Genomic DNA, 23,299 nt, shown 5'->3' on the forward strand with positions numbered 1-23,299 from the left:
AATAAATAAGAACATCCAGCTTAAATACGAAAGAGAAATGGCTTATGATCGAAAAGCTTAAAGAGGTAATCCTGGATTATCAGGAAGTTAACTTAGACAAGGGAAGCGAAAGGGATCTTGAAGTGTCCTCCATCCCGAACGCCGCCACCGTTATTCTAGGTGTTCGCCGCTCAGGTAAGTCTACCTTGGTATACCAACGCATTGCAGAACTGCTCGATATCGGTGTTAAGCGCGAAAACATTCTTCTACTGAACTTTTTCGATGACCGCCTGCAAGGGCTTAATATCACTGAGCCAAGAGTAATTATCGAGGCGTATTTCTCACTGTATCCCGATAAAAAAGGTACTGAGGATGTCTACTGCTTTTTCGATGAAATTCAAGAGTTATCCAACTGGGAACCCTTTGTTGATCGCATCATGCGAATGGAGCGATGCAAAGTGTGCATAACCGGCTCATCTGCAAAGCTTTTATCTGAAGAAGTCGCCACTCAGATGCGTGGCCGCCAACTGACACACGAACTATTCCCTTTTTCATTCAAAGAATTCATGACTCACCTTGGACATGAAATTCCAACTCGGATCTCTGAAAAAAGTCGCCTCAGGCTGAGTAAAGGGTTTGAAGATTATTGGGAAGCTGGCGGTTTCCCTGCTGTTGCGACAGTAACACCGAGAGAGCGAGTAACCATGCATCAGGATTACTTCAACACTGCGTTATCGAGAGACGTTATCGAACGTCATAAGGTTAAGCACCCCGTCGCGCTCAAGTTTCTAGCTCGTTGGTTTATCGATAATATTGGAAGTTCGTACAGCGGTAATAAACTTTTCAACACCCTTAGAAGCCAAGGACATCGCCTTACTCGACCCGATGTCGGAAACTATATAGAGCACCTTATTGATGCCTTCTTCTTCTTCTCTGTGCGAAAGTTCGACGCTTCGCTATCCAAATCCGTTGGCGCTGATCCAAAGATGTATTGCATCGACGCCGCGCTAGTGACCTCCACTAGCACTCGAATTCTTGCCAACATCGGCAACCGACTCGAAAATATCATCTTTCTAGCTTTGCGCCGAGTTACAGAACAGATTTTTTACTTCAAGAGCAGCAATAATTATGAGTGCGACTTCGTATCAATTCTATCTGGTTCTCGCGAAAAAAAACTCATCCAAGTCACTGAGCGAATAGACGAAGAATCTACAAGAGAAAGGGAGATTAGAGGTTTAAGAGCCGCAATGAAAGAACTCAGCATTAATTTAGGCTATATAGTCACACGCTCTCACTACGAAGAGCTGAAGGTTGAAGAAGGCACTATCAATATATTGCCAGCCTGGAAGTTTTTATTAATGTGCGATGAGTGGCGGCCTTAACTCTGTAAGGTCGCTTTTGTCCTTGGCGGCAGAGCTAGTCAGTTTGGCGAGACCAACAATTAAGGCAAATAGAGCCATATTCGTACAGGTGTATTTCAGTTGATTGTTGGCGTAGCCAAGGTGAACGTCCCCGCAACTTCGCTACGCTGTGATCACGGGGTTCTCTCGATGGATTAGATAAAACTCCAACTTGCTGAATTTCCGAAATAAAAGCCTATCCCTTACCGTTCGGGCAATCATCGACTTGATCTACGCGTTCTATTCACAACTTTCTAGAAGTTGAAGTTGAAGTTGACTTTGACTTTGACATTGATCGATCAACCATCTGGGTTTGTTAGCGATTTATCAACGCTATACGGTTTATTATGGATGATAAACCTCTAGAGGTTGATCCTGTCATTGTGTCTACGGTTACGTTATCCCGAACAAGTTTTCGCTCCATGCCCCAACCGGCTTTCTGGGTTTTTACGTCTTTATGGGCCTTGGTTGCCTTGAAGGTGAAAACCACTTTACCGTCCCATTCACCGCCCTCTTCATAGCGATAATCGGTAATGACACCGCCAAAGTAAGACGGCTTATCCTGAGCGTTATGAAAGTATATATCGCCGCCGAGTAAGGCTTTTGCATTTTCCTTGGATACGATCCAATAGCTGCAAAATATCCGCCGTTTGAACCAGAGAAATTAGCAGGTTAAACCATAGGGGGTATTAACCTAGACCATAGAAATCATCATAATGGACCACAAAGTAAATAGGGGCTCCGAAGAGCTGCAAAGAATTTAGGCTCAAACACGATTTTTATTGAAAGACGCAGAACGAAGGTTGGTTGCAAACGATTCGATGATGCAAATATCGCACTGGTGAGTATCATACTGTTCAGTTCGATACTTTTGAAAGCACAGTTGATGAAAAGGATGTCTGTGATTAATCACACTAAAAATAGGATAATTATCCACATTAAAACACCCTTAACCGGATAATTATCCCTAAATAAAGCGACAACCTTACAACTCAAACTTGAATAATTATATTTTTAAGGGATAATTATCCATATTAAGCAACAATTAACGGGATAATAATCCCTAACGAGTGAAGTATGGCAAACGTAGCAGGCCACAAAAAGCTGTTTCCAAAGCAAAAGAAGATCCTTACTACGTTTGGTGAAGACTTATTTCTCGCCATGAAACGCCGAGAATTCACCAAGTCATTGGTAGCAGAGCGTACCGGGTTAGACCCTAAAACCATCACGAAAGTATTCAACGGCGACCCTGGTGTTGCTATTGGCGCGTACTTAAAAGTGATGGCGGTGTTCGGCATGGAAAGTAACTTCGCGGATATGGCCGGAACCGATGAGTTGGGAAGTAAACTTCAAGACATGAAGTTATTGGAGAAAAAGCGATGAGTCGAGTAACGGCGGAAGTTTATGCTTCTTGGCTGCCAATAAAAGCGCCTATTTTAGCTGGCCACCTTTTATTTCAGGAAACATCACGAGGCAGCGTGTTTAGCTTTGACTATGATAGGGGTTTCTTAAAATCTCCGTTTCGTATGCAGCTTGACCCGTCACTGGCATTAACGTCTGGAGAGCATTACAACGATAGAAGTGATAAGAACTTCCGCGTGTTTCTAGATTCTTGCCCAGACCGTTGGGGTGAGTTACTCATGAAACGACGTGCGGCTCTCGATTTTAAAAATGGCCACAGAGAAACAGCCAGAATGACAGCCATGGATTATTTACTGGGTGTTCATGACTCATACCGAATGGGCGGTTTACGATTTAAAACAGCGCCAGAAGGTAATTTCTTAGATGATAATGCGGAATATGCCGCACCACCAATGGCGTCACTGAAACAACTAGAGTATGCCTCAATGATGATCGAAAACGATGAAAACATTGATAGTGACGAGTATTACCGTTGGTTAAGCATGCTTATGGCGCCCGGCTCTTCATTAGGTGGCGCTCGCCCTAAAGCCTGTGTGCACGATGACAACAATGATTTGTGGATAGCCAAGTTTCCCAATAGTAACGACACGACAGATGTCGGCGCTTGGGAAATGGTCTGCCATACTTTAGCTCTTGATGCTGGCATTGACATGTATCCATGTGATATTCAAAAGTTTAACTCTACTCACCATACGTTTATCACCAAACGATTTGACCGAGATAGAGGCCAACGAATACATTTTTCATCCGCTATGACGCAGCTTCAGTACTATGACGGCAGAGGCGAAACAGAAGATGCGAGTTACTTAGAGCTAGCAGAATTTTTAACCGTAAATGGCTCACAAACTCAAAAAGATTTAGCACAGTTGTGGCGCCGAATTGTCTTTAATATTGCTGTATCTAATACAGATGACCATCTACGTAATCACGGCTTCTTACTAACAAAAAAAGGATGGGCACTGTCACCTGCTTATGATTTAAACCCGTCTATCGATAAGACCGGCTTGCACCTTAACATTGACGACATGTCAAACGAGCTTGATTATGACTTGGCATTTAGTGTCGCTGATTACTTTAACTTAAAAGAATCTGAAGCTAAAAAAATCTATGACGAAGTGATGCTTTCCGTCAAAAACTGGCAAGCGGTAGCATCGGGTATTGGTATTAGCAGGCAAGAGCAACTTGGCATGCAAGAAGCATTTAGGATCTAGGAACGTTACTATGTGATGCCGTTATCATGCACCATAAACGCCGCGTACACGTCATAAAGCAACCCTGTGCAGGCATGGCCTAATAACCGCGATACATACAGTGGATTTTCATGGGCGGCTAAGTGCAACACGGCCGCCGTGTGCCGGGTTTGATAAGGACGACGTTTGGCAAGACCGGCCTTTTTTAAGGTGGGGTACCACAATTGCCTGGCCACAAAATACGTGGTGAGCGGTTTGCCTTTGGCATTGGTAAAGATGAAATCATGATCGCCATTATGATTGTTAGGCATCGCGTTGACTGCTCGCCGGAGCGCGTGGTAAACCGTTGGCGTCATGTGCATGTCACGCCGGGATTTTCGCGTTTTCACGTCCGTGTGAGTGTTAACAACGTTGTGCCGAACCAAAATGCGACGATGTTCAAAATCAACGCATGCTTTTAATAGACCGTGCACTTCACAAGAGCGCATTCCCGTATGAAAGCAAATGAGATAATAATCGCGCCAAGCGTCCGGTAAGGCGGCCAAAAATTGCTGAACTTCGGTTTTATTAAGCGGTTTCACCCTCGCTTGCTTCTTCTCGTAATGCTTTTAATTTTTCAAACGGGTAGGGGATGTCCAGCTCATCGTTTGCCTGATGCATGATAGACGCACGCTCGTAGACTTTTCCGCGATCTCGCTTGCCAACGGCGATAACCGTAACCGTTATGATTTGATCTTGAACATCGTAAACAAGCCGATATCCCGCTTGACGTAGCTTAATTTTATAAAGATTTTCTGCACCAGATAACCTATCGGCCTGTACATGGGGATCCGCTAATCGTTCCTGCAATTTTTTCTTCAATGGTTCCTGTAATGTTGAGCCAAGCTTTTTCCACGCTGTTAATGCAGACTTCTTAAACTCAAGCTTATAAGTCATCGATGTTTACCGAAATGGATGGCTCATTTTGCCTTTCTTCAGCTAGTGCTAATAATTCTAAATCTTCGAGCTTTTCGAGCATTGCCTCATAGGTTTTGGCTGGTACACAGTAAAATGCAGGTTCATTTCTATTTAATACGGCAATTGGCTCGCCATGAGCGCTAGAAACCACTTTCATCGGGTTTGATTTTAACTCGGTGATGCTGGCGGCTATTTCTGTCAATATACGGGTAGTCATAAAACCTCTTTATAGACCGTTTAATCGACTTGATTATAGGTCTTTTAATGTGGGGCTCAACTTACTTCTAATGAAAGTTATTGAAACCTCATATCGTAGATTGCGATACGTCGCCTAATTGACCCATTATCAAAGCGTTGAGCCAACGTGTTTTCCTCCTTGTCATTTGTCACCCAAATTAATCGACATACGCTGAGCCTGTCATCAACATGGGAGGATATTTCATGACAAAAGATCAACTTGAGCAGGCCAAACGTGAAAAGTGGGTGTTGTCCATCGTGACCATGGTTGGGGGAGCAGCGCAAGTGCGCTTTACCCGCGGACAAGATGTTGAGAAATTTTGGTTTAACTTTCGCGAATTGTCGCTACTGGTTGGGTTTCGGCTGCAGGTCAATTACACGCTAAGCACACCGGAAAAATGCCTGTACGTGTGGTTGCGCGAGCAGGTACCGTTTGCCCCAGAATTTTGCAATCGCATGTTGTTGCACATGCTGTTTGAGCAACCCGATTGCCTGTATCCCGAGCGCGTGCTCCCTACATCTTCGCGTCGACGGTTCATTCATGAACTGGTGCATATGAAGGGGAGTGGCAATGTGTTTTATGTGTATGAACATCGCTTTTTGCAACAGGCGGTGTGTGCCATCGAACTCGATTTGGTGCACGCTAAGATTTACAAAGCCCGATGGTGGCCGCTCTCGAGCATTGATGGTGTGGTGTGGGATATTGATAGGGCGGGGTGATATAAGGTTTGCGGCGATAACACGTTGAAGCGGTCATCGCCGTCATTGCGTTCACCGTTTATGTGGCTGATCAAAGATGAAGTCAGTGCGCGGGCGGTCGAAGGTGCGGTTGCAATAACTATCCTATCGTAATACGTCAATAGTTAAACCGTCGTACTCGCCGCATGGGAGGATGGTTGTCGTCATCGCCGCAGTTATCGTGCTCGCAGCTATCGTCCTTGCCGTTATCATCGATGCTGGCGTTCGGTTTCGCATCATCACTTTTGAAAGGTGTTGGGTCTTCGGTATTGAGAGGCTCAGGCGCTGAGGGAGGATTACGTGCCGGAAGATATTCGTCGTTATCGTCGTCGAAAAACACAAAGGAGCGTTGCACTTCACTCTTGCTGTTTTGATGTTTGTCCCCTTTTTTCCGGTCGCTCGATGGTTGCCATACATCAAATAGGTGGGGACCGCGAGTGCGCGTGTCTGACGATGGGCAATGCTGCCAATCTTGTTGACCCAACTTTTCCTGTGGGGGAGGCGTTCCAATCGCGTCATCGGCTCTTAAATCGCATTCCGTCTCGAAAACCATGTGATTGTTGCCGACATACGCACTGAATACGGGCTTTCCCGACTCTAGCGTTTCGACGGCGAGGGTCACGTTCGGGTAACGTTTTCTATCGTGATAGATGGTCCCTAACCATTTTTGAATGGCCTCACCAATGCGAAAGGAAATGGTTAGTGATTTTGCACCGTCATGGCTCGTTACGAACAGGCGTTCTTGACTGTGATTGGCGTTATTTGCTTCACCGATTTGAAATATGCACTGCTGCGGTTCAAATCGAACCAGGCATTGCGCCTGCTGCAGGTTTTTGGCAGTCGGCGGGATAAAAGCTTTTAACGATTTCGCAAAATAGCGCGTGTTCAGCAACACCGTTACGTGTACTTTTGTGGCGCGATGCGGGCAACGCTCTGGCGTGATGTTAGGCATCGCCAAACGTGCGCAAAAACGATTGCCTTGTTGCAATAGAAACGCATGTTGTTGGATGCAAAGCACCATATCTTTTGGCGAGTTTGGAAAGACGCGAAGCAACGCTTTCACGTCCTTAACGGTGGTGCGCAAGGTTAAGGGCGCATCGATAGGCAGAGGCCTTGGTACTATAAAAAAGGAAAGCTTGGTCGTATGGTTGAATCGAGTAACCGTTGCGCCGTGCTCTGTCAGCGAAATTTCAATAAAACCATAAGTATCGTTTTCGATAACGCCCGCGGTTGTCGCATTCAGCAAGTCCTTCAAGGTGTAAGCAGGTAGCGTCACGCGAGTCAACGTCTCGTCATCATAAAGCGGTTTTGGCGGTAATGGCTGGTCAGTCTCAACCGAGAGACGGGTGCGATGGTTATTCGCCTCGATTACAAGACTTTCATCCGTTAACGTTAAGCGCACAACGCCGTTGGCCGCTGGCTTGTGGCGTTTTAGCTCCTGGCGAAACTTATCTCCTAAGATCCCAACGCGGATCGCATGGGCGCTCCCTAAACTGTGGATATCAAAGGTTTGTTGGACGGTAACCGTGGCTATCTCGTAGGTGAGGGTTAACGACTTGCGTGTTGATTCCATGAGCAGTGTCGGCGCATCGCCGAGACGGCTTATACGACATGCTGATAGAAAACGGCTGATCTGGTCAATAATCGACTCCGATAACTCAAACGACGTCATACCCCCTCCTTAGCGTATTGAAAATTCGATAAAGGCCAGCAAATCTTGGACCGAGCAAGTTGGGCTGATTAATAACGTACATTGCGTTCTTCCGCGTTCGTGTGGCTTTTTTACCTTTATGTGTGTTTTTTTTAGGTTTAATGCCGTTTCGGCAAAATGAAGGCAATTATCTGGCGACGTTCGCCGGTTTGGCGCGATCTCAATATCAACACTCGCTTTTAATGCCCCTAACCACGATAGTGCGGTGTGACATCGAGTCGCGTATTGGCGATTTGGCTCGATGGCGATGCGAAGGGTATTTTCCTCGATGTCGACGAATACCGTATGAGGCAATAATGCCCGCCAGGCGCGCTGTTGGCGCTTGCTTGGCCAAGGTGCTTGTTGTAGCCAATTGGGTAATTGGTATATGTGTTCAAGTGCCTTCTTAGATTGCACGATAAACGGTAGCCTGGGATCGGACTCAAAAACAGGCTCACTAAGACGCGCGTGCGCCAGATTCGCCCAGGCATCAAAGGGATGGGCAGGGCGCGTATGGGCACCAACAGGGTAAGTCAATGAGGTATTATCGCGCGGTTGATAACGGTCGAATGTGGTGGTTTGCGAGGCTCGTGCGAGATGAAATACCGATTGCGTTGCGGGCGCTTCGTTGTTTACGTTTGCGCCCATTACGGACATGTCAAATGTGGCGAGTTGGCGTTGCCGGCGGTAGCCATCTTTGCTGGATAAGCGATTGTTAAAAAGCGCGTTTATTGTTGCGGGGGCGTATTTGAGCGGTAAGTGCCGACACACATCAAGGAGCCATTCACTGCCGTGCAGGTAGTGCTTTCGGGTGGTGGCGATATTATCGTGGCCAATTTCTAAGGTAAGCTGATCGAGCACAATCGCCACATTAAAGGATGCCCTTGGGGTGTCAACGCACCAGCGTGATACTCGTCGTTTGACGTGTTTTTCGTCAAATCGGTCGGTATGACGGGCAAAGGAAGGCGGGATCTGCGCCCAAGGGTATACGAACTTCATCAGTTGAAAAAAATACACCTGAGCGCCACCGTGGCGAAGGTGATGAAAGCGAATGGTTGGATCACCGCATACCGCTTTGAGCAGTAGGGATATCGGAGCCAGGAGATAACGAGCCCGGGCGCTGAGCGTTTGCCCAGGAATGCCAAACAGCGGGGCGTCTTTGGGCAATGGCGATTTTTCGGCCAACAAGCCGAGAAGCAAATCGTTAGACTCCCTATCGAGGCACACATGCACCCAGCGAGAGCGGCCATTTTTGGTTTTCCCTTCATCGGTATTGGTGATGTTAAGTGCCAAGATCTCCTTGGTTTTTGGGCAGACGGTCACATCCCCAAGGCGAAGTCTGAGGATCTCACCGCGGCGCAGCATGCCGTGATAGGCGAGCGAGGCCGCTATATGGGTATGCGTGGTTTGCTGGCGCTCACCATTTTGTAGGTAAAGCGATTCGATCAATAACTGGTGCTCCGCGGGAGAGACGGTGTTGGCGTCGACCTTACTCGGCGCCAATGGGTAAATCAGATCGTTGGCCGGAAAGTGATCGAACAGCAACAACGAAGGTAAAAATTTGAAAAAACGAAACAGATGGGCGAGATGGTTTTCGGGGATCTCGCGGATCACCCGTTTGCCCCAGGCATAACATCCATCGCTTTCCAGCGCCTCGGAAAAGGGCAGTGGCCATTGGTTGAGTACCGTTGCCAAACTCAAATATTCACGGATGGTGCTTGTGCGCAATACGGTTTTTTTACTGCCGCCTTCGGTCAGTAATTTTACGGCATAGTGGCCAAGCAGATAATTTAAGATGTTTTCTTCATCCATCTCCGAGCGCTCCGGCGCCAGCTGGGCAACCGCCTCGTCTTTGTCTATCTGGTGATTAGCGAATCGCTTGAGCGTTTGTTCGAAACCCGTGCGCGTGGCTCGCAACGTCTCCGCGTTGGTGGGGCGCTGCGTGACGCGCGGTGAAAAAGCCTGACATTGGCCAATCGTATTGGCCAAGGTTGGTGTCGGTTCGTTTAGCCGCCGGTAACGTGCTAAAGGCAGCGCGCATTGGTTATGCGGCTGATTGAGCTGCAGGGCGGCCCAAAAACCATGGCTATTCACCCAATGTTGAATCGCGCACCGCTCGATCTGGCTGGCGCGCTCAAAAAACGCTTCCCCAATCAAAGCGTTTGCAAGATTGCAAAGATCACGTTTAAGACGTTCGTTGAGCACGGTTGTTTGAGGCGCTTGGCGATAGATCTCCAGTAGTTTGGCCGATAGCGGCCCAAGGAGGTATCGCGCACACTGTTCGTTTCGAAGGTGACCGCCTTGTAACAGCACCGTTGCCGGTAAGGTGGGCTCGCGCGTTTGCGGGCCATTCACCACTTCCGTCAGGTTAGCTAACGGTAAGGGTGCCGTATCCACCCACAACACGAGCATTAATAGCTCGGCCGATACCTCGGCTTTGCCCGCAAGTACCATCACGGCGCGCTCGTGCACGCTAGCGGCGAATGTCGATGCGATCCGCTCAAAATGGCCGAGTGTCATCACCCGCTCGTTTTGCAGATTTTTATAGCGTTTTTTAAAGTGCGACGGGATGGTGAAATCGCACTCGTCCTGCAGGTAAAAAAGCAGGATCGCGATGGTATCCGTGATGATAGATCGCGACAATGCATGGGTTTCAACGCTTCGGGCAGTTAAGTGGTGTTTGAGGGTTTTCGCGTCTTGACGGCTCACGGTTTTGACCGGGTCAAACGCATAGGTACGTAGCCAGTCGCACGCTTCGCTAAGGGCATTTCGATGCTGTGTTAGGTTTAATTTTGTGCGTCGAGCAAAGGTCAACACCGTATCGACATCCATGGGGGTCGTCTCCGTTTTTCACATACTTAATGCTCTATGTGAACTTTTCACGAAATAATGAAAATTTTTTTTCAACGGCCGTTAACCAAGGCCGTGTGTCTTGTGGGGGCGGTAGCAATTGCTCGAGCACACCCGCTTCTTCGCCGCGATTGGCGTGCCCCATCAAGTAACTGACGAGGTGGGTGGGGCAGTGCGCTTCTGTCAGCGTTTGCGCGAACCATTTTCGCAGTTGGTAGGGATCAAGCCCAATATGCTGCGTTTTTAAAAAGGCTCGCAGCCATTTGGCGTTCGGTGCGACTAAGCCCCCGAGTTCGTCGTCATAAATAAGCAGGAGCGAAGGATGGGGTTCTCCGCGATTTAATTGCTGGATCGCCGCGTGTCGATGGGTGAGATACTGCGTCATCTCATCTGCGAATGCCTGGGTAAATTGGATGGTTCGCACCCAGCCTTTGTCCTGAAGGATGAGTCGTTCGGTTGACGCGCAATCGATAGGCGTTGCCAGTTGGTGGGTCGGACGAATGCCGTATCGTGCCTGCAATTGGCAAGCAAAGTGGGCGACCCGGCAATGAAAGGTATGCGCGATGTCGCGCCGCATGACCGGCGTTTTCGGCGCTGTCGCAATTTGCGACCTTAGCTCGGAAAAGAGTAAACCTACCTCATCATCGCCTGGCACAGTTTGACTGCCAATGGGGATGGATGGCGCCTTGCTAGGCACATCGTGCGAGAGCGTGGTCTTGCAGGTTCTGTCGGCGACGTACAAGGTGGTGATCGTTTGGTTGAAGGGATCGATAATCGGATATAGATCCTTCGCGGTATGCCAATGGGCAATTTCGTTTAACGCCGACTGGCGAAAGGCCGATTGTGTCTCAGATAAACGCTCACGTTGGTTCAAGATACGCTCGAGATAACACATACTTTTGTCAAAAATATCGTAAGCAACTCGCTCACTGGGCAAGCAGACGTACGCCTCAATATGTTTATGCGTTTCTGCACCTTCACCGAACCAGGCCAACTTACACAGCGCGTTTAACGTTGAGTCGGCGTTAGCACATCGGCTCATATAGCTAAAAAATACGCGTTGGGTGGCAACCATGGTATGGCGCATCTGCGGCTGTGGAGCCGATTGACGCGCTTGTTTCCTTATGTTGTTAAATAGCTGGATCGCTTGCTCGATGTCCCGTAGGGTAAACACCACATCCCCTCCGTCCACCTCGAGTAATACCTGCGCAAAAAAGGGATTGAGCGGCGGGGGCACCGGTAGCCACAGCAAGGTCGTTCGCGCATTGACGGTGGCCCCTAACGAGTACTCGACCCACGATGTGTTTTTCAACCGAAGGAGTCTCAAACCATAACCGCCAATGGTTTGATCGGTCGCATATTTTCTTATCGGCACCGCAGAACTGAGCAATTGCTTGGGTCGCGTGCCGGTTAAAAAACACCACAAGATCAGCGTATAGGCCTTGCGGGATTTTGGGTCTTCGGATCCGTGCTCGATTAAGGCCAAGAGGGTGTTAAATACCGGCATGGCATCGGGCATGCCGGTGCCACTGGCGCGTTGTCTCTGGTATTTTTCGATATAACGATTCATGTGCGTCTCCTTATGGCACCTTCACTCATTTGCGCAATTTGCTCTAGGGTCGTTTTTTTTATCGCCAATGAGTGGTGGAATTGGTTGGAAGCCGTTAGCGTTTTTAAGGCGTGTAAACGGCTGTGCAGGCGCTGACCAATGTGGCGTGATGAGGGATACGCCAAACTTGGTAAAAGCAGATTTAAGGCAAGGATCAGGTCGAGTAAATCCGAGGAGTGGTGATCGAACACCAAAACGTTTAAGCGGTATTTATCGGTTGAGCGTTGGCAAACTTCAACCAGCAAAGAGGGTTTGATTAGTTGAATACCCGATGGAGTTTTCACGCCGAATAGCATCTCGGCGCTCACTAACGCGCGTTGAAGCTCTATATCGTTCAACACGGGGTTATCCGCGTGTAGCGCTGGCGGCGCTTCATCCGCCAATAACCTTTCTAAGAATGGGTGGTAGCCGATGACCTTAGAGACGCAGATCTGGTTTAATGTTGGTTTACGCATAGTATTTTCCTTTTCTTGATTTAACGCTCTCCTCTCTATGGGTATTTTTATCCGTTAACGGATTAATTTTTTTAATTAGTCTTTTTTCTTCGGCGTGGGGCATTGAATTGGTGAGCTGACAGGTACGGCGTGTGTGCTCACTCCGATAATGAAAAGAGCACATCCTTCATGGAGAATCGTTCGATGACCAGATCTGGTAATGTCGGAGTTTTGTATACTAGCGGCCGCGGCACTAGGCCGCTTGCCTGCCATTGTTGATGACGAGCTAGATGTGAAAGGTCAATATGAATAAAGGGCCGATTGGATCAATACCTGTTAATTTGCACTTAAAACTGATCCACAACTTGCATTGGAATTTGATCCACGCTAGATGAACTTATGTTTTACAAATCAGCCTATTGGTGAGAGATTCATGGCTCACTTTCTAATGCATCTTTCATTAAAAATGACTCAATTTTGGATGTAATTCAACAATTCTGGAAGTCTACGACTGCTTAACCTTAAGTAAATCAAAAAGATTTTATATAGAATCACAAATTCGCTCCAATCAACAACCAAACGTATTGAATGTTGATTTGCTGGGCCTGTCGGAACTCTTCGTCTTTGCTCCCATGACTGATTTTTAGTCAACCAAAATGCTCATCTAAAACCCTCCCTCTGAAGTGTTAATGTGCATCGAAAATTACCAAGACTGAACGTCTCAGGGCGTGAAACGGTCCCTAGACGCGCCGTTTCACTCATTAAAACTGGCTCAATTTAGGATGCAATTCAATATGCAAGCCACAGGCACCGAAGCTCTGCGTATCGGAAAAGAACTCAAGTCATTTGAGAAGAAACAAGCTGAGCTTAGCACTATCGAAGAACAGCTAAACACTACGCCGAAATGCGTATCACCCTGGACTTATACGACGGCGTAAAAGCAAATTTGGAAACCTGCTAGCTGATGTAAAAGCCCTTTACGCAAAAGCGGTGAAGTAATATAACCAAGCTAGAAAAGGGATTGTTTGTATTCCTTCTAAATATTCTTGACATGTTTAAATTGTTTAAAGGGTACTGTCCCGAGTCCTAGGACTCGGGACTGGTAAGGGGGATAAAAATGAAAAGTCAAGATATTGTCAGTATTACTGAAATTGGTGTCCCTTCACACTGAGTTATTTAATGAGAACTCCGTAGAAAGTGAACTATTAAGAATTAACAAATCAAACGGTTTAATTTTTCTATCAAAAATCTACTATTAGTATAAATAATCAATGAAAAATAAACTTTTTGGTTGATCGGGTTTAAAATTTAGGTTATTTTTATACTGTGAGTATAAAAAATCAAAGTAAACTAAACCGCCTGCTTTCTATCGCACCCGACGGCGTCGTACTGACTTCTTCATGGCTGCTAGCGCAAGGCTATAGTTTACAATTACAAGCTAGGTATAAAAAAAGTCAATGGTTCGAATCATTTGGCAGAGGTGCCTTGGTGCGCAATGGAGATACCGTTGATTATCTGGGAGGCATCCAAGCCTTACAGACTCAACTCAATTTATCGGTACACCCGGCTGCCAAGACAGCTTTAGTGCTGCAAGGTAAATCTCACTACTTAGAATTTTCTACTCAAAAGGCACAATTATTCTCTGCCAAATCTGAAGTGCTACCCGCTTGGTTCAAAAAACGTGACTGGGAGGTAAAACTAGAAAGTAGCATCTCATCATTTTTACCAGTCGATCTTGGTATGGTGGAATATCAACATACGTCATTTTCGATAAAAATATCTAGCCCAGCTCGGGCCATAATGGAGTGTCTATATTTAGCCCCGAATGAACAGCCCTTACTCGAAGTATATGAGTTAATGGAAGGGCTAAATAACATACGTCCAATAACCGCCCAGAAGTTATTAGAAAGCTGCTCTTCCGTTAAAGTTAAACGATTATTTCTATACATGGCTGACAAAGCAGGTCATGACTGGCTGACGTATGTAAATCAAGACAACGTAGATCTTGGCAAAGGAAAGCGGCAAATCGTTTCTGATGGTGTGTATATCCCGAAGTATCAAATAACAGTCCCCAAAGAGCTGGAAACCCACAAATGACTGAAAAATATGCTCAGCAAGTCAAGTTACTTCTTGATGTTTTGCCTGAAGTGGCGAAAGAGAACTGCTTTTCGTTACATGGAGGTACGGCGATCAACCTGTTTATTTTAAACATGCCAAGACTGTCTGTTGATATCGATCTTACCTATGTCTACATTCAAGATAGACAAGAAAGTATTGATACCATAAATGGTGCGCTGTAGAAAATAGCGACTCGTGTGCTTGCTCTACGGCCATCGTTACGAGTAGAACACAAAGACAATATTTGTAAGCTTTTGGTTGAAGAGCATGGTGTGCACATTAAAGTCGAGGTCAATATGGTTGGGCGCGGCGTTATTGGCGATGCTGAGAACAAATTGCCGTTGTGTGAATTGGCGCAACAACAATTCGATGCATTTTGTGCAATAAATGTCGTGCCGTTAGCACAATTGTATGGAGGAAAAATATGTGCAGCGCTAGATAGACAGCATCCACGAGACTTATTTGATGTGCATCTACTATTACAAGAAAACAATTATTCAAATGAAATCAAACGTGGCGTCATGTATTCCCTTGCGTGCAGCAATAGACCAACCCACGAACTGCTCAATCCAAATCTAACCGATCAACGCTCAGCGTTTGAAAATCAATTTCAAGGAATGTCGCCCATTGAATTTACGTATGCTGACTTTGTACAAACAAGATTAGATTTAATTAAGACAATATCCGATAGCTTGGATGACGATGATAAGAACTTCCTGCTTTGTTTGAATATGTCGGAGCCAGACTGGTCAATATACAATTTTGAGCATTATCCATCGATAAAATGGAAACTACTTAACCTTAAGAAATTTAAAGACTCTAGACCAGATGATCACCAGCAGCATATGGAGCTACTTAAGAAAGTTCTAAATGTATAAGGTTGGGAGAACATATGAGACCGATTTAATTTCAAGCTGTTGTACCTCCGAGTGACGTTTGTTTATTGGCTTACTCGCATAACGGCTAAGGTCAGGTTAATGACCGAATAATGAACAATCACTAAATTCAATGTAAGTTGGCTCTGCGGCAATAGCAACGACCAGGCTTGTTAATTTGCACTTAAAACGGATCCCCAACTTGCAATGGAATTTAATCCACCCTAGATGAACTTATGTTTTACAAATCAGCCTATTGGTGAGAGATCAATGGCTCACTTTCTAATGCAATCTTTCATTAAAAATGACTCAATTTAGGATGCAATTGAACAGGCATAATACCTAAAAGGCATTGTAAAGGCTTTTGTTATCATTATTAGCTCTTCTTGTGTGTTATAGTATACTTAATTTTGTACATAATATTGAGGAGTGCACTATGAGCGTACAACCTATATATGCAGAAAAAACGGTTTCTGTTACCGAGTTAAGGAAAAAGCCTGGCGATTATTTTATCGATGAGCCTGTTGCGGTGTTATCGAATAATAAAGCGACTGGGTATACGTTAAGCGCAGATTTATTTGAACAGATGTTAAAGCTATTAGAGACACAGTCGGCTGCGTCTACATTTAGACCTAGCCAAACGAGATTCGCTGAAATCTCCGAAAAAGGCGCCAAGCTGTTGCTATCGATGGATGACAATGATTTAAGCGAATTTATTGAATGATAAGAGTGTTTAAAAGCGCATTGATACGTCAACAATTGACTGACGATGAACTCGATAACTTAGTAAAGGATTTCAAGCGATACAAATTGACAGGTGTTTTACCTGATTTATTCGGTCGTGATGTGGCTTACGATCACCCGAATACGTTACCGATCATAACAGCAGAGCAAGTACAACATATCCATTTAGCGAGCGCGGATTCACCTTTTCCAATTAAGTTATTACAGTTTAAACGAACAAGTGATCAACATTTGTTGTATTGTCCATCCGCGATACACGATGACACGTATTTACTGATGGCAATCTTATCCCCTAATGCGCATAAACAAGCGTTTGATAGAAATGTCATGTATAAACTCGGTGTTATGGCTGAAAAATTTAGACATAACTATTAAATCGATACGGACTAATAGCCCAATTGTTAATTTGCACTTAAAACTGATCCACTACGTGCATTGAATTTTGATCCACCCTAGATGAACTTATGTTTTACAAATCAGCCTGTTGGTGGGAGATTAATGGCTCACTTTCTAATCCAATCTTTCATTAAAAATGACTCAATTTAGGATGCAATTCAACAAACAGTCCCCAAAGAGCTGGAAACCCACAAATGACTGAAAAATATGCTCAGCACGTCACATTACTGCTTGCCAACTTCATCCATGATGAGCACTCTTCGTTGCTAAATGAAACTATCAAGTATGCGGTTATTACGGCTTAATCTGTATTAACTAACTACTTGGGTGTCATTTTTAGATTTAAGTAATGACTTATTCTGTATACAGCTGTAATACACGTCTACTTGTTGATGTGTGGTTAAGTTGCAGGTTATACTGCCTTTAAATGTGATAAATGTGATAAATGTAGACTTAATCGATGAAGCAAGCATTAGCCATTCGCAGACTTAACGAGCTAGATTTACAAGGGCGTTATGTATTTTTGCACCGAGACTTAGCCAAAGTTTTTCACGAAGACTCCCCCCGTGCGTTGAACGACAGCCTAGCCCGCTTAGTAAAAACAGGTGTACTCGAACGACCCGCCAGAGGTGTCTATGTGTACGGCTTATCAAAAAACAAAAACTCTTCAATGACCATTGAGTTGATTGCTATCGCGCTTAGAAGGGGCGAGTACAACTACGTAAGCCTGGAGTCGGCATTATCTTCATATGGGGTTATTTCTCAAATGCCAGTAGACAGACTCACCTTAATGACAACCGGGAGAACGGGGACATACAAGACCAATTACGGCGTCATTGAGTTCACTCATACCAAACGTTCCGTTTCAGACATTTTAAGACAGGTGATCACCACCAATAGGCCACTAAGGATCGCATCGAAGGTTGCCGCTTTAAGAGATTTGAAGCGTGTGGGACGTAATACGCATTTGATTAATATGGAGGCGATGGCCGATGGTTAAAACCAAAGAAGATTTTGATACGCTCGTGGAGATGGCCCTCGCTCAGGGAGGGACAAAGGATATGCGCCCTGTCATTGAGAAGGAGCTTCTTCATTACGACATCTTGTTTGCGCTGGATGAAGGTGGGTTGCTCGATCGGCTCGTTTTTCAAGGCGGTACGTCTTTGCGCCTATGCAGAGGGTCCAATCGATACAGTGAAGACTTAGATTTCGCTGGTGGGAGAGACTTCAGTAGCAAAATGTTGATGGAAATGAAAGAGGTCATAGAGACCTATATTGGAGAACGTTACGGGCTTGAGGTTACCGTCAAGGAGCCAAGTTCGCTCATGAAAGATCCGAAGTATACTGAGCTAAATATTGATAAATGGCAAATTTCGGTCGTGACGTCGCCAGAGCAAAAACACATGCCCAAACAACGGATCAAACTCGAAGTTGCCAATATCCCTGCCTATACCAAAGAACCTTTACCTCTGGGTAAGAACTATGACTTCCTCCCAGATGGTTACTCATCCACGTTAATTTACACGGAAACTCTGGATGAGGTTATGGCTGATAAAATCATCTCCCTCCCGGCGACTCAGAAATACATTAGGCACCGAGATGTTTGGGATCTGGTGTTTTTGAAGCGACAGGGTGCTACGCTGAAAATTGAATTGGTGCGCCAGAAAATTGAAGACTACAAGATTGATGGCTTTGAGGACATGCTCGATGCTCGCATCCATTCGCTAAAAGACGTCGTGTTCTCTGACGCATTTCTCAAAGAGATGGAGCGATTCCTGCCAAGAGAGATCTTTGATGCCACGTTAGCAACGGATAAATTCAAAGATTACCTGTTAGCATCACTGACAACCATCCTTACCGACACAAGAAAGGGGCTGGAGGGCGTTAACTCGGACGGTCCAGGTTTTCCGATGTAACTGACCGTTACCCGTTTTCGGGAAGCCTCTGTCAGTGTCGGTTAAAGCGCATCCTTATTCGCCAAATTATGGTGCCTGCCAAGGTCATACGCATACGTTCGTGGCATGATAGGGACCTTAGAACGAGGTGCCTTGTCATGACAGAGCACACCGTCAGCAGGAAGATTTTCATGCAACTTGGTCCGTAATTTATCGTCCTTTTCGCATCAATTGGTTTGATTTGGGCAAGCGCCATCCGCGGAAAAATCGATAAAAAACTGTCTAAGATGTGTCTAACTTATGTTCTAAGGCCTTGGTTCTTGGGCGCTGGAGGTAGAGGCCGAATATGGGGTAGCGTAATCGAAGCGGCGATGGCACAATGGTATTCGCGTGCTGTCCTAGGCCAAGACCCGAAAAGTTTCGGTAGGCGCCACCCGGTTCTGTTACAATGCTAAGGCGTGCAAGGCTCGATGAGCGTGTGCGGCGCTGTATTCGGTTAAAAAGAAGAAAAAATTCCATGTTAACGTTTTTATTATCCCTGTCTCGTCCGTTTAAACGGCTGGTAAGTGTCGGCATCGACACGCTGGCGATCATCATCGCCTTTTGGTTTGCCATGTTCTTACGCCTTGGTGAAGGGGTCGATCTTTACCATGTCCCGACTTGGTCGATGCTGAGTGTTGTTATTCTTTTCTCCATTATCCTTAACATTAATCTGGGCTTGTACCGTGCGGTTATTCGTTATCTGAGCTCGACCGCGGTGGTCGCGGTCAGCGTAAGTGTGCTGGGCTCTGCCGCATTAGTTGGCATTGGTTCGATGGTGTTTGCCGTTGAGGTGCCACGCTCCATCCCGGTGATCTTTGGGGCCTTTTTGTTGCTGTTTGTTGGCGGTAGCCGCTTATTTATCCGCCATTGGGCCAATCGCATTTCGAGGCGTCAAAAAATCAATGTGCTGATCTACGGCGCGGGCTCTTCAGGTATTCAATTGGTTAATGCGTTGCGCAACGGCAATGAATACAACCCGGTCGCCTTTGTCGATGATGACAAAGGCTTGCAAGGCTTATCCATTAATGGCATTCGTGTGCGCAAACCAACCGACATTCAAGCGGTGATCGCGGCTAAACGGGTTGATAAAATCTTGTTGGCGCTGCCATCGGCGACTAATGATCAGCGCGCGCGAGTGTTAAACGAGCTGGAAAAGACCAAGCTTGAGGTCCTCGCGGTGCCCGGGCTTGCCGACATTGTCGCCGGTAAGGCCAAAATTGATGAATTTGTGGAAGTCTCGATTGATGACTTGCTCGGGCGCGATCCGGTACCGGCCAACCCGGAATTGATGCATGCCGATATTGAGGGCAAAGTGGTGATGATCACCGGTGCCGGCGGCTCAATCGGCTCCGAGCTTTGCCGACAAATTTTGATGCAACAACCCAAAACGGTCGTGTTGCTAGAGGCAAGCGAATATAACCTGTATGCCATCCATCAGGAGCTGGAAAAGGTGATCCAAAGCGCCCCCTCGGCCAAGACACAGGCCATTGAACTGCATGCGATTTTAGGGAAAGTGCAAAACAAAGCGCGAATGATGTCGGTGATCAAAAGCTTTCATGTACAAACCATCTATCACGCCGCGGCGTACAAGCATGTGCCGATTGTGGAAAACAATGTGGTGGAAGGCGTGTACAACAACATTTTTGGCACCTTACACTGTGCCCTTGCGGCGTTGGAATGCGAGGTGGAAACCTTCGTATTAATTTCCACCGACAAAGCGGTTCGTCCAACCAATACCATGGGCACCACTAAGCGCATGGCGGAATTAATTTTGCAGGCGCTGGCCGATGAATACCCGCATCGTGCCGATGATGCGGTGCCCAATACTCGGTTTTGCATGGTGCGCTTTGGCAACGTCCTGGGCTCTTCTGGCTCAGTGGTGCCGCTGTTTAAATCGCAGATCAAACAGGGTGGCCCGATCACGTTGACTCATAAAGACATCACCCGATACTTTATGACCATCCCGGAAGCGGCGCAGTTAGTGATCCAAGCCGGCTCCATGGGCATGGGCGGCGATGTTTTTGTACTGGATATGGGCCAATCCGTCAAAATTTACGATCTGGCCTATAAAATGATCCACTTATCCGGGTTGCACCTCAAACACGCTGGCAATCCAGATGGCGATATTGAGATTGTCGAAACGGGCCTGCGCCCGGGTGAAAAGCTGTATGAAGAGTTGCTCATTGGCGACAACGTACAAGAAACCGGCAATGCGCGGATCATGACCGCGCACGAAGAATTCTTGCCCTGGTATGAGCTACAAGCGGTCTTGCAAGAGCTCAAAGTGGCCTGTGAAGATCAAGACCAGACGCAAATTCGACAATTATTATTGAACGCTCCGACCGGATTTAAGCCGGTGGATGAGATTTGCGACCTGGTGTATTTGGCCAAAGCCAAACACATCAAATCGCAGCGGATTTAGCATTTAGTTTGCCGCTCTCAACGTATTCAGGTTTCAGCAACCAGGAAACTTGATTCGACCCCTGAGGTCAATGCACGTTCTTAACTGTATCTAAGGGGCGCCTAGATGGATAGTAGGTATGCAGAATCACAGGATGGCTTGATTCTGTAGAAAGGCAAATGCGCGGCTTGTCACCTTGACGCTGCATTATTTGTCGCGTCTGTAACCTGGTTGTTTATCACCTGTCACAGCATTGTGTGCATGAACTGTCACTTTGAGAGAGTATTAGGTCACATAAAGTGTCAACCTCATCCCCAACTTCGTCATCCTCACGAAAGTGGGGATCTGTTTTTGCTATAGATTCCCAGTAGTGTCTGGGAATGACGGTACAGGTAGTCACCAGAGACTAACTTTAGCTCACCCCTCGTTTCGTCATCTTCACGAAAGTGGGGATCTGTTTTTTTTATAGATTCCCAGTAGTATCTGGGAATGACGGAAAGGTGGTGCAGGTGGAGATCTGCTCTTGCGTTAGATTCCCAGTAGTGTCTGGGAATGACGGTACAGGTAGTCACCAGAGACTAGCTTTAGCTCACCCCTCGTTTCGTCATCCTCACGAAAGTGGGGATCTGCTTTTGTTCTAGATTCCCTGTAGTGTCTGGGAATGACGGGCAGGGCGCGGCTGTAACCCTACCTGTTTTACCGTTAGCCCGTTTCCCACCTTTTATTTTTCTTCTGCTACGCTTTATTCAGTCTTAGTGCAGGAGTAAAATTATGAAGCAAATCATCCTTATCTGTTTAACTTTTCTTTTTCTTACCGGGTTTATGACCGAAGAAGAGAATAAACAAGAACGAGAACGAATTTGGTGTGAAAACGTCAAAGAAAATCCTGAAGTGTACGCTAAAGAGCTTGAATCGATGGACTATACGGTCAAATGCGAAGTTGGCAAGAAAGAATGGTGTGCGCAAATGGACGCTAAGTCAAAAGGTGACTGGTCAACCCGAGAGGCAGGGGCTTATGCAGAGCATTGTGTGATTGATTAGTCGCCATTGCTTTAATCGCCATTGCTTATTGTTGATTCGCAATGGCTAGGTTTCAGGTTTCCAGTCTCAGGGTTCAGGCACTTGGTAAGAAGCTGCTGCTTTTGCTCTTTCCGAGACCTGCGACCTGAAACCTGCGACTTTTCGCGAGATCCCGCCCGGAGGTAGGGATTTCAAAGAATCAATTACAATTATTACTAACCGCCGCGGTCGTGCTTTGGCTACCATCACGTGAGGTATAAGTGATTTGCAATTGTTCGAATGACAACTCTAAGTCTTCTGTCAACCTGGAATCTGAGCTTGTACCGTTCGTTGCTAACGACGTTACCATCGCGTTTGTGAGTTCCACTCTGACATACTCACCCGGATTACCGCCACCCGTGCCTACTGCTGATGAATCTAGCACCACTAATACCGCTGTCGGGTAAACTTCCCCAGTGGCCTGGGCTATCAGCAATGGCGCGCTGGCGATATCCGCGTATTTAGTAATCGACATATCCTGGATATCAAGTAAACACCGACCTTTCTCACTCTGTGAAGTGGCCCAACTCCACGACTCGATTTCAATGCCACCTTTGTAATTTGCGTATTGAGATTCCCCCTTAACTCCTTCTATCAGCAAAAATGTATTTGAGTAACTCAGTGCAAGTGAGCTAAACGCCATCAGGTTAGTGAGCAACAGGGCTTTAAACACCGAGAGTTTTTTAGACGTAGAACGGTGGCGGCGCAATTTCATATTTTAGTCCTTAGGATTGAGAAAAAGAGGGTGTGTAAACTGAATTTCGTTTCATGTAACTTTCGTTTTATGTAACTAAAGGTAAGTGTTAACTCACCCATTAAGCATAGTGCAATACATAAGCACCATTAGTAATAAGTGTATGTTTGTATTGCTTTATGCGCGGTTGACTTGACCAAATTTCGAATCGTTAATTCCTAACGGTTGGGTTTGAGGTCTTAGGGGGATTGAAAAGCAAGGTTAAAGATGCTGCATTATTTGTAGCGTCTGTAACCTGGTTGTTTATTCACTGTCTCAGCATCGTGTGCTTGAACCATCACTTTATGAGAGTATTAGCTCACATAAAATGTCATCCTCACGAAAGTGGGGATCTGCTTTTGTTTTAGATTCCCAGTAGTGTCTGGGAATGACGGGATGGTTGCGCAGGTGGAGATCTGCCCTTGCCGTCATCCTCACGAAAGTGGGGATCTGCTCTTGCTTTAGATTCCCAGTAGTGTCTGGGAATGACGGGGTGGCTGCGCAGGTGTAGATTTGCCCTTGCCGTCATC

Annotated in this window: 19 protein-coding genes and 2 pseudogenes; 13 read left to right on the forward strand and 8 right to left on the reverse strand. The window is 46.3% G+C overall.

Features of this window, described 5'->3' with window-relative positions:
- Positions 1-44 precede the first annotated feature (44 nt).
- The 3 genes from ACHUFQ_RS01595 (at position 45) to ACHUFQ_RS01605 (ending at position 4,012) form a co-directional block, all read left to right on the forward strand.
- Entirely contained in the window at positions 45-1,361 is a 1,317-nt protein-coding gene (locus ACHUFQ_RS01595; RefSeq protein ID WP_394172349.1) for an ATP-binding protein, read from the forward strand.
- A gap of 1,095 nt (positions 1,362-2,456) precedes the next feature.
- Positions 2,457-2,762 (forward strand): transcriptional regulator, encoded by a 306-nt coding sequence (locus ACHUFQ_RS01600; RefSeq protein WP_394172351.1) that lies wholly within the window; start codon positions 2,457-2,459, stop codon positions 2,760-2,762.
- On the forward strand, positions 2,759-4,012 hold the full coding sequence (locus ACHUFQ_RS01605) for a type II toxin-antitoxin system HipA family toxin (protein WP_394172353.1): 1,254 nt from the start codon (positions 2,759-2,761) through the stop codon (positions 4,010-4,012). Before ACHUFQ_RS01600 ends, ACHUFQ_RS01605 begins: the two co-directional genes overlap by 4 nt.
- Positions 4,013-4,020: 8 nt before the next feature.
- On the opposite strand, the gene ACHUFQ_RS01610 is transcribed toward ACHUFQ_RS01605, so the two are convergent.
- The 3 genes and pseudogenes from ACHUFQ_RS01610 to ACHUFQ_RS01620 all read right to left on the reverse strand — a co-directional run bounded on the left by ACHUFQ_RS01610 (position 4,021) and on the right by ACHUFQ_RS01620 (position 5,165).
- Positions 4,021-4,572, reverse strand: a complete 552-nt coding sequence (locus ACHUFQ_RS01610) for a site-specific integrase (RefSeq protein ID WP_394172355.1) — start codon at positions 4,570-4,572, stop codon at positions 4,021-4,023.
- Positions 4,573-4,657: 85 nt separating this feature from the next.
- Positions 4,658-4,927, reverse strand: a pseudogene (locus tag ACHUFQ_RS01615) (type II toxin-antitoxin system RelE family toxin); the annotation flags it as partial.
- Positions 4,917-5,165 (reverse strand): type II toxin-antitoxin system Phd/YefM family antitoxin, encoded by a 249-nt coding sequence (locus ACHUFQ_RS01620; RefSeq protein ID WP_394172357.1) that lies wholly within the window; start codon positions 5,163-5,165, stop codon positions 4,917-4,919. The pseudogene ACHUFQ_RS01615 and the gene ACHUFQ_RS01620, both read right to left, overlap by 11 nt.
- A gap of 224 nt (positions 5,166-5,389) precedes the next feature.
- On the opposite strand from ACHUFQ_RS01620, the gene ACHUFQ_RS01625 reads away from it, so the two are divergent.
- Entirely contained in the window at positions 5,390-5,905 is a 516-nt protein-coding gene (locus ACHUFQ_RS01625) for a hypothetical protein (protein ID WP_394172359.1), read from the forward strand.
- Positions 5,906-6,041: 136 nt separating this feature from the next.
- On the opposite strand, the gene ACHUFQ_RS01630 is transcribed toward ACHUFQ_RS01625, so the two are convergent.
- The 4 genes from ACHUFQ_RS01630 to ACHUFQ_RS01645 all read right to left on the reverse strand — a co-directional run bounded on the left by ACHUFQ_RS01630 (position 6,042) and on the right by ACHUFQ_RS01645 (position 12,527).
- Complete coding sequence (locus tag ACHUFQ_RS01630; protein WP_394172361.1) at positions 6,042-7,496, reverse strand: hypothetical protein; 1,455 nt, start codon at positions 7,494-7,496, stop codon at positions 6,042-6,044.
- A 108-nt stretch (positions 7,497-7,604) separates the two neighbouring features.
- On the reverse strand, positions 7,605-10,445 hold the full coding sequence (locus ACHUFQ_RS01635) for a hypothetical protein (protein WP_394172363.1): 2,841 nt from the start codon (positions 10,443-10,445) through the stop codon (positions 7,605-7,607).
- Positions 10,446-10,479: 34 nt separating this feature from the next.
- Positions 10,480-12,033, reverse strand: a complete 1,554-nt coding sequence (locus ACHUFQ_RS01640; RefSeq protein WP_394172365.1) for a site-specific integrase — start codon at positions 12,031-12,033, stop codon at positions 10,480-10,482.
- Positions 12,030-12,527: a hypothetical protein gene (locus ACHUFQ_RS01645; protein WP_394172367.1), complete on the reverse strand. Its 498-nt coding sequence runs from the start codon at positions 12,525-12,527 to the stop codon at positions 12,030-12,032. Before ACHUFQ_RS01645 ends, ACHUFQ_RS01640 begins: the two co-directional genes overlap by 4 nt.
- A 773-nt stretch (positions 12,528-13,300) precedes the next feature.
- Between ACHUFQ_RS01645 and ACHUFQ_RS01650 the strand changes: the two genes are divergently transcribed.
- From ACHUFQ_RS01650 to ACHUFQ_RS01690, 9 genes and pseudogenes are all read left to right on the forward strand, one after another.
- The gene (locus ACHUFQ_RS01650) at positions 13,301-13,444 is read left to right on the forward strand and encodes a hypothetical protein (RefSeq protein WP_394172369.1); all 144 of its coding nucleotides are present in this window, start codon (positions 13,301-13,303) and stop codon (positions 13,442-13,444) included.
- 388 nt (positions 13,445-13,832) lie between these two features.
- Positions 13,833-14,603 carry a type IV toxin-antitoxin system AbiEi family antitoxin gene (locus ACHUFQ_RS01655; protein ID WP_394172371.1) on the forward strand — a complete coding sequence of 257 codons (771 nt, stop codon included), beginning with the start codon at positions 13,833-13,835 and terminating at the stop codon, positions 14,601-14,603.
- Positions 14,600-15,502 (forward strand): annotated as a pseudogene (locus ACHUFQ_RS01660) (nucleotidyl transferase AbiEii/AbiGii toxin family protein). Before ACHUFQ_RS01655 ends, ACHUFQ_RS01660 begins: the two are co-directional and overlap by 4 nt.
- Positions 15,503-15,935: 433 nt before the next feature.
- Positions 15,936-16,223, forward strand: coding sequence for a type I toxin-antitoxin system antitoxin YafN (yafN, locus tag ACHUFQ_RS01665; protein WP_394172373.1), 288 nt, complete (start codon positions 15,936-15,938; stop codon positions 16,221-16,223).
- Positions 16,220-16,618: a type II toxin-antitoxin system YafO family toxin gene (locus ACHUFQ_RS01670; protein ID WP_394172375.1), complete on the forward strand. Its 399-nt coding sequence runs from the start codon at positions 16,220-16,222 to the stop codon at positions 16,616-16,618. The genes yafN and ACHUFQ_RS01670 overlap by 4 nt, the downstream gene beginning before the upstream one ends.
- A gap of 481 nt (positions 16,619-17,099) precedes the next feature.
- Complete coding sequence (gene abiEi / locus ACHUFQ_RS01675; protein WP_394172377.1) at positions 17,100-17,639, forward strand: type IV toxin-antitoxin system AbiEi family antitoxin; 540 nt, start codon at positions 17,100-17,102, stop codon at positions 17,637-17,639.
- Positions 17,632-18,555 (forward strand): nucleotidyl transferase AbiEii/AbiGii toxin family protein, encoded by a 924-nt coding sequence (locus tag ACHUFQ_RS01680; RefSeq protein WP_394172379.1) that lies wholly within the window; start codon positions 17,632-17,634, stop codon positions 18,553-18,555. The genes abiEi and ACHUFQ_RS01680 overlap by 8 nt, the downstream gene beginning before the upstream one ends.
- A 427-nt stretch (positions 18,556-18,982) precedes the next feature.
- Positions 18,983-20,998: a polysaccharide biosynthesis protein gene (locus tag ACHUFQ_RS01685; protein ID WP_394172381.1), complete on the forward strand. Its 2,016-nt coding sequence runs from the start codon at positions 18,983-18,985 to the stop codon at positions 20,996-20,998.
- A 750-nt stretch (positions 20,999-21,748) separates the two neighbouring features.
- Entirely contained in the window at positions 21,749-22,018 is a 270-nt protein-coding gene (locus ACHUFQ_RS01690; protein WP_394172383.1) for a DUF3012 domain-containing protein, read from the forward strand.
- A 178-nt stretch (positions 22,019-22,196) separates the two neighbouring features.
- Here the strand turns inward: ACHUFQ_RS01690 and ACHUFQ_RS01695 are convergent, their stop codons facing one another.
- Positions 22,197-22,751 carry an Hcp family type VI secretion system effector gene (locus ACHUFQ_RS01695; RefSeq protein WP_394172385.1) on the reverse strand — a complete coding sequence of 185 codons (555 nt, stop codon included), beginning with the start codon at positions 22,749-22,751 and terminating at the stop codon, positions 22,197-22,199.
- Between the last annotated feature and the right edge of the window lie 548 nt (positions 22,752-23,299).

The sequence above is a fragment of the Thalassotalea litorea genome, from assembly GCF_043642205.1.
Classification (GTDB): Bacteria; Pseudomonadota; Gammaproteobacteria; order Enterobacterales; family Alteromonadaceae; genus Thalassotalea_A; species Thalassotalea_A litorea.